Source organism: Allobosea sp. P4_E12 (assembly GCF_056401655.1).
This window is the reverse complement of the sequence record NZ_JBFUIY010000008.1, coordinates 216228-230514: the sequence shown is the minus strand read 5'-3', so window position 1 is coordinate 230514 and position 14287 is coordinate 216228. Positions and strand designations below refer to the sequence as shown.

The 14287-nt window shown below is 65.8% G+C and carries 14 protein-coding genes; 6 read left to right on the top strand and 8 right to left on the bottom strand.

Annotated features, from left to right (window positions below; translation table 11 throughout):
• Positions 1-51 precede the first annotated feature (51 nt).
• The 6 genes from AC1DW9_RS13020 to AC1DW9_RS12995 all read left to right on the top strand — a co-directional run bounded on the left by AC1DW9_RS13020 (position 52) and on the right by AC1DW9_RS12995 (position 6367).
• Positions 52-1158 carry an ABC transporter ATP-binding protein gene (locus AC1DW9_RS13020; protein WP_441490818.1) on the top strand — a complete coding sequence of 369 codons (1107 nt, stop codon included), beginning with the start codon at positions 52-54 and terminating at the stop codon, positions 1156-1158.
• 14 nt (positions 1159-1172) lie between these two features.
• Positions 1173-2303: an ABC transporter substrate-binding protein gene (locus AC1DW9_RS13015; RefSeq protein ID WP_476767625.1), complete on the top strand. Its 1131-nt coding sequence runs from the start codon at positions 1173-1175 to the stop codon at positions 2301-2303.
• Positions 2304-2370: 67 nt separating this feature from the next.
• The gene (locus tag AC1DW9_RS13010; RefSeq protein WP_441490707.1) at positions 2371-3201 is read left to right on the top strand and encodes an ABC transporter permease; all 831 of its coding nucleotides are present in this window, start codon (positions 2371-2373) and stop codon (positions 3199-3201) included.
• The gene (locus tag AC1DW9_RS13005) at positions 3198-4013 is read left to right on the top strand and encodes an ABC transporter permease (RefSeq protein WP_476775032.1); all 816 of its coding nucleotides are present in this window, start codon (positions 3198-3200) and stop codon (positions 4011-4013) included. The genes AC1DW9_RS13010 and AC1DW9_RS13005 overlap by 4 nt, the downstream gene beginning before the upstream one ends.
• A 257-nt stretch (positions 4014-4270) precedes the next feature.
• Positions 4271-4828, top strand: a complete 558-nt coding sequence (locus tag AC1DW9_RS13000; protein WP_441490709.1) for an HdeD family acid-resistance protein — start codon at positions 4271-4273, stop codon at positions 4826-4828.
• A gap of 51 nt (positions 4829-4879) precedes the next feature.
• Positions 4880-6367, top strand: a complete 1488-nt coding sequence (locus AC1DW9_RS12995; protein WP_476775031.1) for an alpha/beta hydrolase — start codon at positions 4880-4882, stop codon at positions 6365-6367.
• 67 nt (positions 6368-6434) lie between these two features.
• On the opposite strand, the gene AC1DW9_RS12990 is transcribed toward AC1DW9_RS12995, so the two are convergent.
• The 8 genes from AC1DW9_RS12990 to AC1DW9_RS12955 form a co-directional block, all read right to left on the bottom strand.
• On the bottom strand, positions 6435-8246 hold the full coding sequence (locus tag AC1DW9_RS12990) for an SLC13 family permease (RefSeq protein WP_441506419.1): 1812 nt from the start codon (positions 8244-8246) through the stop codon (positions 6435-6437).
• Positions 8247-8437: 191 nt separating this feature from the next.
• A complete protein-coding gene (locus AC1DW9_RS12985) occupies positions 8438-10066 on the bottom strand; it encodes a complex I subunit 5 family protein (protein ID WP_476775030.1) in 1629 nt (542 codons plus the stop codon).
• Positions 10063-11598, bottom strand: coding sequence for a complex I subunit 5 family protein (locus AC1DW9_RS12980; protein ID WP_441506417.1), 1536 nt, complete (start codon positions 11596-11598; stop codon positions 10063-10065). The genes AC1DW9_RS12985 and AC1DW9_RS12980 overlap by 4 nt, the downstream gene beginning before the upstream one ends.
• The gene (locus AC1DW9_RS12975) at positions 11595-11945 is read right to left on the bottom strand and encodes an NADH-quinone oxidoreductase subunit K (RefSeq protein ID WP_441490714.1); all 351 of its coding nucleotides are present in this window, start codon (positions 11943-11945) and stop codon (positions 11595-11597) included. Before AC1DW9_RS12975 ends, AC1DW9_RS12980 begins: the two co-directional genes overlap by 4 nt.
• A complete protein-coding gene (locus AC1DW9_RS12970; RefSeq protein ID WP_441506416.1) occupies positions 11942-12874 on the bottom strand; it encodes a hydrogenase subunit MbhD domain-containing protein in 933 nt (310 codons plus the stop codon). The genes AC1DW9_RS12975 and AC1DW9_RS12970 overlap by 4 nt, the downstream gene beginning before the upstream one ends.
• Positions 12871-13164, bottom strand: coding sequence for a cation:proton antiporter (locus AC1DW9_RS12965; protein WP_441506415.1), 294 nt, complete (start codon positions 13162-13164; stop codon positions 12871-12873). Before AC1DW9_RS12965 ends, AC1DW9_RS12970 begins: the two co-directional genes overlap by 4 nt.
• Positions 13161-13451 (bottom strand): monovalent cation/H+ antiporter complex subunit F, encoded by a 291-nt coding sequence (locus tag AC1DW9_RS12960; RefSeq protein WP_441506414.1) that lies wholly within the window; start codon positions 13449-13451, stop codon positions 13161-13163. The genes AC1DW9_RS12965 and AC1DW9_RS12960 overlap by 4 nt, the downstream gene beginning before the upstream one ends.
• Positions 13444-13944, bottom strand: coding sequence for a Na+/H+ antiporter subunit E (locus tag AC1DW9_RS12955; protein WP_441506413.1), 501 nt, complete (start codon positions 13942-13944; stop codon positions 13444-13446). The genes AC1DW9_RS12960 and AC1DW9_RS12955 overlap by 8 nt, the downstream gene beginning before the upstream one ends.
• Between the last annotated feature and the right edge of the window lie 343 nt (positions 13945-14287).

Here is a 14287-nt window from a genome sequence, read left to right as displayed (position 1 = left end):
TATTCCATAGAGCTGGAAAAAAGGTCGCGACAGGGGAGAAAGCGTTTGCAAGTGGGAGTGCCGGACAGGGCGCGCAGCGGCGCGGCCATCAGCGTGCGTGACCTGCATGTCGCCTATGGCGGCACGCAGGTGCTGCACGGCGTCAGCCTCGATTTCACGCCCGGCAGCTTCACGGCGCTTCTTGGTTCGTCCGGCTGCGGCAAGACCACCCTGCTGCGTTCGCTCAGCGGCTTCGTGCCGGTGCAATCCGGTTCGATCATCGTCGGCGGCAATGATGTCGCGTCACTCCCGCCGGAGAAGCGCGGGATGGCGATGGTCTTCCAGTCCTATGCGCTTTGGCCGCATATGACGGTGCTGCAGAATATCGGCTACGGGCTGAAGCTGCGTGGTGCGTCCAAGGCCGAGATCGCCGCCAAGGTCGCGTCCATGCTCGAGTTCCTCGGCCTGACCGGATATGAGGGCCGCAAGGTCACGGCGCTCTCGGGCGGGCAGCGTCAGCGCGTTGCGCTTGGCAGGGCGCTGGCGATCGATCCGGGCATCCTGCTGCTCGACGAGCCGCTCTCCAATCTCGACGCCAAGATCCGCATGACGATGCGCCATGAGATCCGCGCGATCCAGCAGCGTCTTGGCCTGACCGCCGTCCATGTCACGCATGACCGCGAGGAGGCCATGACCATGGCCGACCGGCTCGTCATCATGCAGGCGGGGCGGATTGCGCAGGTCGGCACGCCGGAAGAGGTCTATGATCGCCCGGCGACCGCCTTCGTCGCCAATTTCATGGGGGCGGAGAATGTCCTTCCCCTTCATGTCGAGCGCTCCGAGCGCGGCGCCTCGCTGAGGGCAGGGGACGCCACGGCCCAGATCGCGGCCGAGGCGTTCGATGCTTTGCCTGTCGGAGATGCCGTCGCCTATTTCCGCGACGATGTCGCGCGCCTCGATGCGGCCGACGCCCCAGCCTCCGACGACCTGCTGGTGCCCGGACGCATTGCGGCTCGCGCCTATCCCGGCGGAGTCTACCGCTACCGGGTCGAAGCCGCCGGCCGCCAGATCACGGTCGACGACGCTGCCCGTCACGAACTCGGAACGAAAGTCGGCCTGCGCATTCCGCTGCAGCGCCTCCACATCTTCCCGGCATCCGAGGCCGGGATCGCCGCCTGACAGGGAGTCAGCTCATGCGCATTCTTACAGTTGCCTGCTCGATTGCAGCGCTGATGGTGGCGACGCCGCTGTCCGCTCAGACCCTGAACGTCGCCACCGCCGGCGACCAGAACATGGTCGACTACGTCAAGGACTATCTCGGGCCGATGTTTGAGAAGTCGCATCCCGGCGTGAAGGTCGTCTCCGTCGGAACCGGCGCCGGCGACTCCGGATCGCAGAAGATCTTCGAGAAGCTCGACGCCCAGAAGAGCGCCGGCGCTTCGGATTTCGATGTTGTCGTCATCCACCAGAAGGCCGCCGGCACGATGGTGAAGGAAGGTCTCCTCGCCAAATATACCGACAAGGTCGAGACCGCGAAGCTCGTCTCCAGCGAGACCGCGAAGAACTCGCTCGGCGCCGATGTTTCCGGCTTCGTGATCCCGATGTTCCAGTCGCAGACTGCGCTCGCCTATAATGCCGACATGCTGAAATCGCCTCCGGCGACCTATGCGGAGCTGAAGGACTGGGCCAAGAAGAACCCCAAGCAGTTCGGCTATAACGGCATCAAGGGCGGCATGTCCGGCGTCGCCTTCGTGGCGGGCTGGGTCTACGCCTTCGGCGGCGACGCCGACAAGCTGATCAAGGGACCGTACGATCCGGCGGTGAAGGCAACCTGGGATGGCGCGCTTGCCGACCTGAAGGACTTCAACAAGAGCGTCGTGATCACCCCCGGCAATGCCGGCACACTCGACATGCTGAACCGCGGCGAGATCGCCATCGGGCCGGTCTGGGTCGACATGTTCTATTCCTGGCAGGCTGACGGCAAGCTGCCGCCGAACATGAAGCTGAAGCTCGCGGCCCCCGGCATGCCGGGCCAGCCGATGTACTACGCCGTGCCGGAGAAGACCGCGCACCGGAAGCTCGCCGAGGAGTTCATCGCGCTCGCGACCAGCCCGCAGGTGCAGGCGGACGGCATCGTGAAGAAGTTCAACTGGTATCCGGGCATCGATGCCAAGAACCTTGAAGGCAAGCTCGACCAGGCTGCCTGGAACAAGCTCTTCACCGACATCACCCCGACGGACCTGTCCAAGAACGCCAAGGCGTTCCCGATCGCGCCCTATTTCAACGACATTCTCGAAGGTTACGAGAAGAAGGTCGCGAACTGAGACGTTCCACCACCTCCTGGCCCGACGCAAGTCGGGCCACCTCTCCTCTCGATCGGCATATCTGCCCATGTCCCAACGCCAGCTGGCGCTGATCCTGATCGCGCCGGGCCTGCTCCTCGTCGCGGCTCTGTTTCTCTATCCGCTCGGCTTTTCGCTGGTCTCGGCCTTCACGCGCCCGGACGGCTCGCTGACGCTGGAATGGTTCGCCAAGGCGTTTGAGCTTTACTCCGGCGATATCGTCTTCACGGTGATCATCGTGCTGTCCTCCTGCCTGCTGACGGCACTGGCTGCGATCGCTATCGCGGGAACGCTGACGCTCGGCGAAAACAGATGGGTCGTGGGTACGCTGAAGGCGCTCTATCGCTGGCCGCTCTTCATCCCCTTCATCGTCGCGGCGCAGTGCATGCGGACCTTCCTCGCCAAGAACGGGCTGATGAACAACACCTTCGTCTCGCTTGGCCTGATGGACCCATTGAGCGCGACCAGCTTTCTCGACTGGCGCGGTATCATCGCGACCTTCGTGTGGAAGCAGACGCCGTTCGTGGCCCTGCTGCTGGCCGGCGCATTGGCGTCGATCGACCGGGCGACGCTCGAAGCCGGCCGCAATCTCGGCGCTTCGCGCCTGCGGGTGCTGGTGGAGCTGGCGCTGCCGCAGGTGATGCCGACGCTCCTCGTCGCGCTGGTCCTGTCCTTCGTGACGATGCTCTCTGTGCTCTCGGTGCCGATGATGGTGTCGGGTTCGCAGCCGACCATGCTGACCGTCGACATGGCCTTCCGCATCAACGCCTATGGCGACTACGCCACTGCCAATGCGCTCGGCGTAATCACCTATCTGATCAGTGCCGGTGCCGCGATCCTCTACCTGAAACGCGGCATGTCGAAGGAGGCCGCACCATGATCCGGCTTGCCTCCACGGCGAAGGCGGCGCTGGCTGCCGCCCTTCTCACCGCTTTCGCCTTCGTCCTCATCGGTCCGCTTGCGAACCTTGCGCTGTGGTCCGTCGCCGAGCGCTGGTACACGCCCTACAAGCTGCCGGTGACCTATGGCACCCGCTATTGGGAGCTGGTCTTCCGCCCGACCGGCGACGCCATGGCCTCGCTCGGTACCAGCGTATGGATCGCGGTGCTGACGGTCATTGTCGCGCTCGCGCTCTCGATCCCGGCCGGCTATGCGCTGGCGCGGCTGAAGCTGCCGGTGCGCGCGCTGTTCATGGTGATGTTCCTGCTGCCGCAGGCATTCCCGTCCGTCGCGATCTACATCAACGTCGCGCGCGTCTTCTACCAGATCGGCATCAACGGCACGGTCTTTGCCGTGGTCCTCGTCCATGCCGCTCACGGCCTCGTCTATTCCGTCTGGATCGCGGCGGCGGCCTTTGCCGCAGTCGACAAGGACCTGGAGCTCGCCGCCCGCAATATTGGCGCGTCACCCCTGCGTACCTTCGCCACCGTGACATTGCCGCTGGCTGCGCCTGGCATCATCGCCAGCGGCATCTTCGTGTTCCTGGAATCGCTCGACGAATTCACCGGCACCTTCTTCGTCGGTGTGCCGCAGGTCACGACATTGCCGCTGCTGCTCTACAACGCGGCGATGGGCGGCAACTACCAGGTCGCGTCGATCACGGCTTTGATCCTGCTCGTCCCGTCCGTGCTGTTCATGCTGTTCATCGAGCGCTTCCTGCGCGCCGACGTCCTGGCGAAGGTCGGTGCGTGAGGCCTCCGATCCGCGCCTGATCGCGGTCCGGGCGTCCGTCGCGTCATTGCGCCGGCACACCCGGGCCGCTGCCCGCCAAAATCCATGAAAACGGGATTCCCTGACTAGCTTTGGGATTCCCTGCTGATCCGTCCCGAGACCAGGCGCGGCATAACTGCTCATGACGGCATTGCCCGATTGCGACTGTCTGCCGGTGCGGCGGGCGGCCTCGGCGGCAAGGCCATCGCTTGCTTCTACAGCGACGGATTGCGCAACTCATGGCCCAGAATTCAAGCAGGTCCGATCACAGCCTCGTTCGGCTGATGTCAGGCAAGATCATCGCACTCGGGATCGCCCTGGTCATTTGCGGGATCATCGCGATTGCAAGCCCTGCCATCTCGACCATGGCGGTGACCTTGTTCCTTGGCCTGATCCTGGCTGTCGCTGGCGCATTCAAGGTGGTCCAGTCCTTCATGGTCAAGGAGTGGAGTGGCTTCGTCTGGCAGTTGCTGGTCGGGATGATCGAGTTGTTGGGCGGCATTCTGGTGTATTTCAACCCGATGAAGGGGGCGATTGCCATCACCTTGGTGATTGCCCTTGTCTTGATCGCGGAAGGCCTCGCCCAGCTCGGGCTTGCCATCAAGATGCGGGCGCAGAGCGGCGTGGGCTGGATGTTCCTGTCCAGCATCATCACGATCGTCGTTGGCGTCGCGCTGGCGATGCGGCTCCCCTATGGCGGCATCTATGCGCCCGGCACGCTGGTGGGCGTCTCGCTGCTCTTCGCCGGCTGGGCTTATATCGCGATCGCGCTCGCCGCCCGGAAGGCTGCTGCCTGACCTCCCGGTCCGGCGTATCATCGGCAGAGCAGATTCTCGAAGGTTCCAGGCATGCGCGGTTTCATCGGCAAGACGCTGAAACGCGGGGGCGCCGTCCTCGCGATCGTCGCGCTGTCCCTGCTCGGACTGCGCATCTACGACACCCAGCGCGGCGCGCCGCTTGAACCCTGGCACACTTATGTGCCGCATGAACTCTCGATCAAGGAGCTCGATCGCGGCAGCTGGGACGACTATCTCAAGGCGGAGGCGGCAGCTTTCGCGGGCGTGCGGGCGGAGGTCACGCAAAAGCTCGCCCCTGAGGAGCGTGTTCCGGTCAATCGCTATTTCGACGGCAGCGCGATTCATCCCGAGCATTTCAAGCAGGATTGGAACCGCTCCTATGTCATGGAGCCGGAGGGCAAGCCGGTCGGCGTGGCCGTGTTCCTGCACGGGCTGACGGATTCGCCCTACAGCCTGCGCCACGTCGCACGGCAATATCGTGACCGTGGTTTCGTCGCCATCGCGATCCGTCTGCCAGGACACGGCACAGTGCCGGCCGGGCTGACCGAGATCGAATGGGAGGATTGGTTGGCTGCGACGCGCCTCGCGGTCAGGGAGGCGAGAAAGCGGGTCGAGCCCGCCGCGCCACTGCATCTCGTCGGGTTCTCGAATGGCGGCGCACTTGCGCTGATGTATGCGCTCGAAGCGCTCGAGAACAAGGAACTGGCGCGGCCGGACCGCCTTGTCCTGATCTCGCCGATGATCGGGATCACGGCCTTCGCACGCTTCGCCGGGCTTGCCGGCCTGCCGGCCATCCTGCCGGCTTTCGCCAAGGCGGCCTGGCTCAGCGTCCTGCCCGAGTTCAACCCGTTCAAGTACAATTCCTTCCCGGTCAACGGCGCGCGCCAGTCGCATCTGCTGACCAGCGCCCTGCAGCAGAAGATCCTGCGGCTGGCGCGGGAACACCGGTTGAAGGACCTGGCGCCGCTCATCAGCTTCCAGTCGGTGATGGATTTCACCGTGAGCACGCGGGCGATCATCACCTCGCTCTATGCCCATCTGCCGGCGAATGGCAGCGAGCTCGTCCTGTTCGACCTGAACCGTTCGACCAAGTTCGGGCCGCTGCTGAGTTCGGCCTCCGACACGCTGTTGAGCCGCATGCTGCCGGCACCGCCGCGGAATTTCCGGGTGTCGATCATCACCAATGCCAGCGAGGATTCCAGCGATGTCGTCGAACGGGTGACCGAGGCCGGCGCATCGGCCGAGACCGTGCGAGACCTCGGGCTGTCCTATCCCTTCGACGTGTTTTCACTGTCGCATGTCGCCCTGCCATTCCCGGTCACCGATGGCCTCTACGGCCTCAAGCCCGATCCGGCGGAGGATTTCGGCATCAAGCTCGGGGCGGTCGCCGCCCGCGGTGAGCGCGGCACCCTGATCGTGAATCTGGATTCGCTGCTGCGCATGTCGTCGAACCCTTTCTTTCCCTATCTGATCGACCGGATCGACGAACCGCTGCGTGGCGCGGCGTCCGCATCTCCTGCCGTACCCGCCACGCGATAGGCGGCGGCGGAGCCGGTTCCGCGCCGATTGGATCATGGGCGGCGGTTCGAGTCCGGACCGCCGGAGTTCAGAACCGCCAGATTAGCGGTACGTAGAACACCGCCATGATGAAGAACCAGATCATCAGCGGCGTCCCGAGCTTCCAGTAGCTATTGAAGCTGTAGCCGCCGGGGCCCATCACCATCATGTTCGTCGAGGTCGCGATCGGCGTCATGAAGGACGCTGCACCCGCGATACACAGGCTCATCAGGATCGGGCGGGGCGAAACCCCCATGCCGGTGGCCGCCGCCATGGCAATGGGGATGACCAGCATCGTGGTGGCCGTATTGCTCATGATCTGGCCGAGGCTTGCGGTCAGCACGAAAAGGCCCGCGAGAAAGACGATCGGTCCGGCATCGCCGGTGAGCGCAACGAGGTAATTGGCCACGAGCTGTGCCGCGCCCGACTGCACCATGGCGGTGGAAAGCGGCATCATCGCACCGACGAGGATCACCGTCGTCCAGTTGATGGCGCGATAGGATTGCTCGACCGTGACGATGCCTGTGAGGATCAGCAGGCAGGCCGAGACGAGCCCGGCCACCGCCGGCGGGACGATGCCCGTGGCGAGCAGCACGACGAGGCAGGCCAGCACTGCGACGGCGACGCCGGCTCCGGCGCCCATCGGCACCGCCTGGCGCCTGACGAGATCGGGCGAGTTGACGACCAGGATGTCGGGGTCCGTGAGCTGCAGGTCGAGTGCTTTCCAGCTGCCTTCCAGCAGGATCGTATCGCCAGCCTGGAGAGCATCGTCGGGTTCGAGATCGACGCCGGCCCGCTGCACCGCGAGCACCACGAGATCGCCGCTATCGGTGATCATGCCCGGGAACATCGCGCGCCCGATCAGGGCCGAGCGCGGCGGGATAACGACTTCCGCGAGGCCGGAGCGGCGGTTAAACAGGCTCGGCCCGGCCTCGTCGTCCCCTCGGTCCTCGCGCAAGGCGAGGTGCTTCTCCGCTGCGAGATCGGCGACGGCTGCCGCATCGCCCTTCACCAGCAGGTAGTCGCCCTCCGAGATCGCCGGCGCGCGCAATGGCGTGCCGGAATCTCCGGCCTGAACGGCCATCAAGGTGAGACGCTGATCGCCGGCGAAGTCCAGGGCTGCGGGCGCACTCCCGATATAGGACGAGGTGGCGCGCACGCGCAGCCGGAAGACGCCGTCGCTCAGTCCGTAGTGCTCGACCAGCGTCTGGGCGTGGCGGCTGAAGTCGGCGGGCAAGCGCGCGCTGCTCTGCTCGGGCAACAGGCGCTTCCCGAGCAGCAGGATGATCGCCATCGTGCCGGCGAGCAGGGGAATGCCGACGAGAGCGAACTCGGCAAAGGCGAAGCCCTGCAACCCGGCATCTTCCAGCGCTTCCGAGACCAGGATGTTCTTCGGGGCACCGGTGAGCAGCAGGTTCGAGCCGGCATGGGCCGCAAAGGCCAGCGGCATCAGGAGCTGCGACGGGGATTGCCGCAGCCGGATCGCGGCCATCACCACGACCGGCATCAGGGCTGCCACCGCGCCGCCGCCGCTGATCAGGGCGCTCAGGCAGCCGACGGCCGTCATGATGATGATCAGCAGGCGGGTCCGCCTGTTCTCGCCCGCCTTGGCGATCAGGAGCTGTCCGGCCCAGGCGGTCACGCCCGTCTTCTCGAGCGCGGCACTGACGATGAAGAGACTGGCGATGAACAGCACCGCGCGATCGCCAAATCCGGCGAGAGCCTGTTCGAGCGTGACGGCACCGGTCGCCCAGAGCGAAAGCGCTGCTCCAATGGCCACGACGATGACCGGCAGCCTGTTCCAGGCGAACAGGGCAATCGTGATCACGGTGACGACGGCGGTACTCTCGATCGGGCTCAAGTCTGGTCCAGTCCTGTGATGATGCGTGTCAAAGCGGCCACGGCACGAGGCCTCCGCTGTCCTGGTCGTTCACCGAAGCGGGGTCATGTGCTCCGCTGCAGAAGGGCGGATGCGGGTACTGTATCCGACCATGGCCGGGGCGCCAGAGAGCCAGAGAGCCAGGGAGCCAGGGAGCACAGACCCGCTCGCGTTCAGGCTCGATACATCAGCGCTCCCAGCAGAACGGCAACGAGGATGAGCGACAGCCCGGCCACCGACCAGCGGCGCAGCAGGGCGTCCACCTGCTCGATGCCGGCAGCGAGGCGCTGAATGACGGAGGTACCGGCCTTTGCCAGCACGACGATGTCACCCTCGGGGATGGAGCCAGGCAATGCCGTGATGCGACGAACCAGCAGCATGGCAAGCGCGCCCAGCAGCATGGGCCAGGCCACCTTCCAGAGCGCGTCGGGCTGCAGCAGGCTGGCGATGCCTTCGCCCGCAATTGCGGGATAGAGCGACCATGGGATCACCAGCGAGGCGGCCGCGACGATGAGCCAGGGGAGGAGCTGTCCGGGAGGAACGGAGGACGGGGAGTTCTCCCGTGCGTCGCGCGCCACGATCGACAGGAAATGCAGCATCAGCAGCGTACTGCAAGCGCCGGCCAGCGCCATCGCGTGGCTGACATAGCCATAGCCCAGCATCGGCTTGGTCGCGAGTTTGGCAAGGGCGCCACTGGTCAGGGGCATGCCGCCGAGGCTGAGCGCCAGGAGGGCGGTGAGCAGCAGGACGGGACGCAACCGTGCCTGCCCGGTCGCAGCCAGAATGCCGACCGCCAGGAAGAGGGCCCCCTTCACCAGCGTATGATGCACCGCGTAGTAGGCAACGAGGCTCGTCGCCCCGGTATCGGCATTCTCGAGCCCGACACCGAGAAGGACGGCGAGCAGACCCATCTGGCTGACCGTGGAATAGGCCAGGATGGTCTTGGCGCGGGTCTGGGTCACACCGACGATGACGCCGAAATACGCGGTGACGATGCCGGCCGCGATCAGCACGTTGCCCCAGAATGGCAGGCCGGCCTCGAAGGGCAAAAAGCGGATCAAGCCGATCACGCCCGCCTTGACGACCACCCCGCTGAGCACGGCGGAAGCGGGCATCGGCGCGGCGGGGTGGGCGAGCGGCAGCCAGACATGCAACGGCACGAGGCCCATCTTCAAGGCAAAGCCGAGGATGAGCAGGGCAACGATGCTGTCGCGCATCGGGGATGTTGGCAGGGATGCGACCACGTCCCGGATCGCAGGATTGGCGTCGGGGTGGCCGGCCGCGAGCATCACGAAGGCCAGCAGCAGAAACGCCTCTGCGAGCAGTGCCAGCACGACATAGACGACGCCGGCTCTGTGAGCGCGTGCGGTCTGCTCATGCACGATCAGCCCATAGGCGGCGAGGCTCGCCAGCGTGAAGAGCAGGTAGAAATTCGCGATATCGCCCACGATGAAGAGGCCGAGGCTGCCTGTCAGCGTCAGCAGCCACCAGACGGCGAAGCGGGCAGCGGCCGGCTCGCGGCCCATGTAGGAGGACGCGAAGGCGCCCGCTGCGCTCCAGAGCAGGGCGGCGCCGCCGAGCAGGATTGCACCCGGCCGATCGAGGAGGAGCGACATCCGGAATGGCGGCGGGAAGAAGACCGAGGTTCCGTCCGGCACCAGAAGCGCCGCGAGCAGGCCTGGCAGGGGCGCGACAGCAAGCAGCGACAGCGCACGGGTCCGGAAGCGCCCGAAGATGCAGCAGGCCGCCATTGCGAGCGGGAGGAGCAACGAAGAGGCAAGGAGCAGGCCGGAAGCGTTCATGGCGCCACCGTTGCGATGACACCGGAGCGCCCCAGCTGCAGGAAGCCGAAGGGCTCGAGCGGTACGAAACCAAGCAGCACGGCCGCCACCGCCAGAACAAGGGCCACGAGCTCGAGGCGCCGCGGTATCGGTTTCTGTGCGACGAGCGCGATGGCCGGTGTTGCCAGGGCGCGGTCGACGACGCGAAAGACATAGCCCGCTGCAAGCAGGCCTCCGGCCAGAATGGTGGCGGCAAGCCATGGGTGGCCGTTCAGCACCGCGGCCGTCAGCAAGAGGCACTTCGCAATGAAGCCTCCGCTCGGTGGAATCCCCATCAGGGACAGGCCGGCGAGGCCGAAGGCCGCCGCGCTGATCGGGAGTACGCGGCCGAACCCGCCGAGATCGGCGATCCGGTCATGGCCAAAGGCCTCGGCGATGACGCCGGCCGCAAGGAACATCGCGGCCTTGGCGAACGCGTGAGAAACCAGCTGGAGGACACCTCCGGTCCAGGCGATGGTTTCCCAGGGAGCTTGCGCCTCATTTCCGGCTGCGAGCGGGAAGACGATGAAGAGATAGCCGATCTGCGCCACGGTCGAATAGGCGATCATCAGCTTCAGCCGCGCCTGCCGAAGCGCCATGACGCTGCAGAACAGGATCGAGGACGCGCCGAGAACCGCCAGGATCTGACCGGCCAGGATCGCTGCCTGCGGGGGGGCGATGTCGAGCACGAGACGCAGGATCAGGAAGACCGGCGCCTTGATGACGAGAGCCGAGAGCACCGCGCTCGCGGCTGCGGGTGCGCCGGCATGGGCTGGGGGCAACCAGAGATGCAGCGGAAACAGGGCAGCTTTGGCGAGAAGCCCTACGATCATCAGGGCAAGTGCCACCGAGAGGGCCGGCCCGCCTTCACTCAGGCGCGACAGCATCTGGATATCGAGCGTTCCGTAACTGCCATAGAGCAGCCCGGTGCCGAGCAGGTAGAGCAGGGACCCGAGCAGCGCGAACATCAGGTAGCGCAACGCTGCGGCGACGGTCTCGGCGCGGCCATCGAGGCAGACCAGCGGGACTGCGGCGAATGTCAGCAACTCGAGGGCGACATAGAGGTTGAACAGGTCCTCGCCGACGAAGACCGCGTTCAGCGCGCTCCAGGTTGCCAGCAGCAAGCCCCAGAAGGTCGTCGGCGCCCTCCCGTCCTGCGTCTTCGGGGCCAGCGCATAGAGGTCCCGCGCAAACAGGCATGTTGCCGTGAGCACCACCGCCGTCATCGCGATCATCGTCGCGGAAAGCCCGTCGGCGCGCAGTGCGATTCCAAGCGGCGGTTGCCAGCCGCCAACGACATAGGTGAGCGCGCTGCCGGTCCGGATCAACTCGGCCACGATAGCGATCGCGGTGACGAGACCGGCGGCGACGGTGACAAGCGCGACCTGCCTGGCATGGCGCGGGGCGAGGATCAGCATGGCCAGCACGCCGAGGACGGGCAAGGTCACGGCAAGGACCAGCAGATAGCCGCCGGGAGTGGCAAGGTGAACGGAGGCGGGCGCGAGAGGGGTCATGGCTCGGCCCGCTGCTTGTCGCCGGCGGCTGGCGCGTCCAGGCTTTCGCGGCCGGTGAGATCGAACAGGCGCTGGAGCAGCGCGACGGCAAGGGCGGTCGCCGAGAATGCGACGACGATGCCAGTGATCACCATGGCCTGCGGAACCGGGTCGCCGGAAAATCCGGCGGCTGCTCCGCGCCGTGCCGCCGCGCCAAAGACCAGGAAGATGCCCGCGCCGAGAATGTTGAACCCGACGATCCTGCGCAGGAGGCCGGCATGGGTGATCACGATGAACAGGCCGATTCCGGCCAGCGCCGCGCCGCACAGGCCAAACAATGTGGCAGGGCCGAGGGATGCGAGGCTCATGGGGCCGGTGCCCTGCTGGAGGGGCCGGCCACGAGCAGGCCGAGCGTCAGGGCGATCGATATCGTCAGCGCTGCCTCGATGCCGACGATGATGGGTTTGGCCGCACCCTCCGGATAGGCGAGGAAGCCGCCTGCGATCGCAAAGCCGAGGAAGCCGATCGCGAAGAACAGGGCCGGCCCCCCGACAAGCAGAAGTCGCAGCGTCGTCCGCCTCGTTTCCGGTGCGGGACGCAGGCCGGCCAACATGACGAGCAGCCACATCGCGGCAAGCACGGTGCCAGCCTGGAACGTCCCGCCCGGCGCGTCGGCCCCCACCCAGCACATATAGACGGCGATCAGCACGCCAAAGGGGGGCAATACGCGGGCGAGGTAGACAAAGGGCGGCGGCGCAAGCGCTTGCCTCACCTCTGGTGCACCACCCCAGAGCTGATCGGGCGCCAGCGACCACACCCCCAGGAGGGCGAGCAGCAGAACGACCTTCTCAAGCAGTGTATCCAACGCCCGGTAAGCCAGCAGGACGGCCGTCACGGGATTGCCGAGGCCGGTCGCGTCCAGCGCCGCGGCAGCGGCAGGTGCGAGTGTCGGGGCGGGCGAGGGGAAGGAAAGCACGGCGAGTGCGAGGCCAGCCGCCGCGAGCGTGCAGGCGATCGCGGCGCCTGCCTTGGCGGTTCTGTTGGGGGCTGGGGGGCGGGATGAGCGCTTGCGCAGCCGGGCTTCGGCCCGAAGCAGAAGCATGCCGGTGACCCCGCCGCCGATCGCCACCTCGGTCATGGCAACGTCGATCGCCGAGAGCCGCGTCCAGCCCAGTCCAAGCAGCAGACCGAAGGCAATGAAGGCGATGATCGCACCCTGATCATCCCTGGCCCTGGCGACATGGACGGCCAGCGCGAGAAGCCACGCGACGAGCGCGAGATCGAGAAGCATGGTCATGGGCGGGGCTTGCGCCGATAGAGCACCCCGGCGATCAACTGGCTCGCCGTTGCGGCCGAGATCTGGGCCAGCAGCCAGACGCAGACCAGCTTCAGGCCGCCCGCGAAGCTCTCGGCCTGCGGCAGGAGCCCAAGCACGATCAACCCGAGCCCCAGATTGTCGGCTTTGCTCAACGCGTGAAGGCGGCTGAGCGTGTCGGGGAAGCGCAGCAGGCCGAGCGTACCGGCGAGAAACAGAAGAGCGCCGCCGCCGACGGCTATGAGCGTGAAGGTATTGACGAGCGCCGTCACGCCTCGTCCTCCGTCTGTTCGGATGCGTCGGCGCCGAGGCCGGACTGCCCGAAGGTGAAGGCAGCACAGGAGACGGCGGCCAGGAGCATCAGCAGCAAGGCGACATCCGTCATGGCGGCGGAACGCGAAGCGGCGCCAAGCAGCAGCACGGCGGCAGCGCCCCCCGTGCCCAGCAACTGAACTGCCATCATGCGTTCGACGGGTATGTCGGAGCGCAGCACCTTAAACAGTCCAAGCGCCGTGACGGTCAGGATGAAGAGCGCTGCTCCCGTGAAGAGGTCAGCCATGATCGCCCCCGTTCTCCAGAGTGCCGCAGAAGGCTGCTTCATCAGCGGCGATCTGTTCCGCCACCGGTTCGCGCAGATCGAGGCAATGGATATGAAGCGTGCCATCCGCATCCGCCGCGACGGGCAGCTTGCCGGGCTGGAGGCTCATGACCGCACATGAGGCGCTGCGGGCCATGCCGGGCGGCAGCACGGTGCGATAAGTGACAAAGCCTGGCGACAGGGCCGGCTGTGGGGCAAAGGCGCGGCGCGCGACATCGACGCCGGCCACGGCTGATTGCGGTATGAAGCGGATCAGGAAGCGCAAGAGGCCGGGCGTGGACAGTTTTCCGCTTTCCGGCCAAAGCGCCGTGCTCGTCCAGGTCGCTGCGGCTGCGGCGATCAGGCCGATGGGCAGATCCTTCAGGGCGGGGCCCATCAGGATCAGCCATAGCGCGAGAAAGCCGAGACTGCGCGTGAGCATGGCAAGGGGCGGCGCCCTGGCTTCGGTGGTCATGACCATGCCCCTTTGGCCGGCTGGCGCGAGCCAGGGGTGGGCGGGGCCGGCAGCCCGATGATCGCATGCCGGTCGCGGCCTCGAGACGATGCTCGTGCGCAAGTATTTTGGCCGATTTGAAGCTTAGATAAGACGAGTATCGAAGATGGCGGTTTCATTTTCCGGAGCGACAGTGGCTCATGTAATATAAGGTCACAGCAACCAAGGCCTCGCCAACGCTGATTTTGGCGGATGATTCCCGAAATATCGCTGAAGTTTTGTCTTTCGTGCATTGAATTGGCGCGTTCAATTCTATTGAAATCACGTTACAACTTGTGTAAGTATCTGATTTTAAAGTAGCATC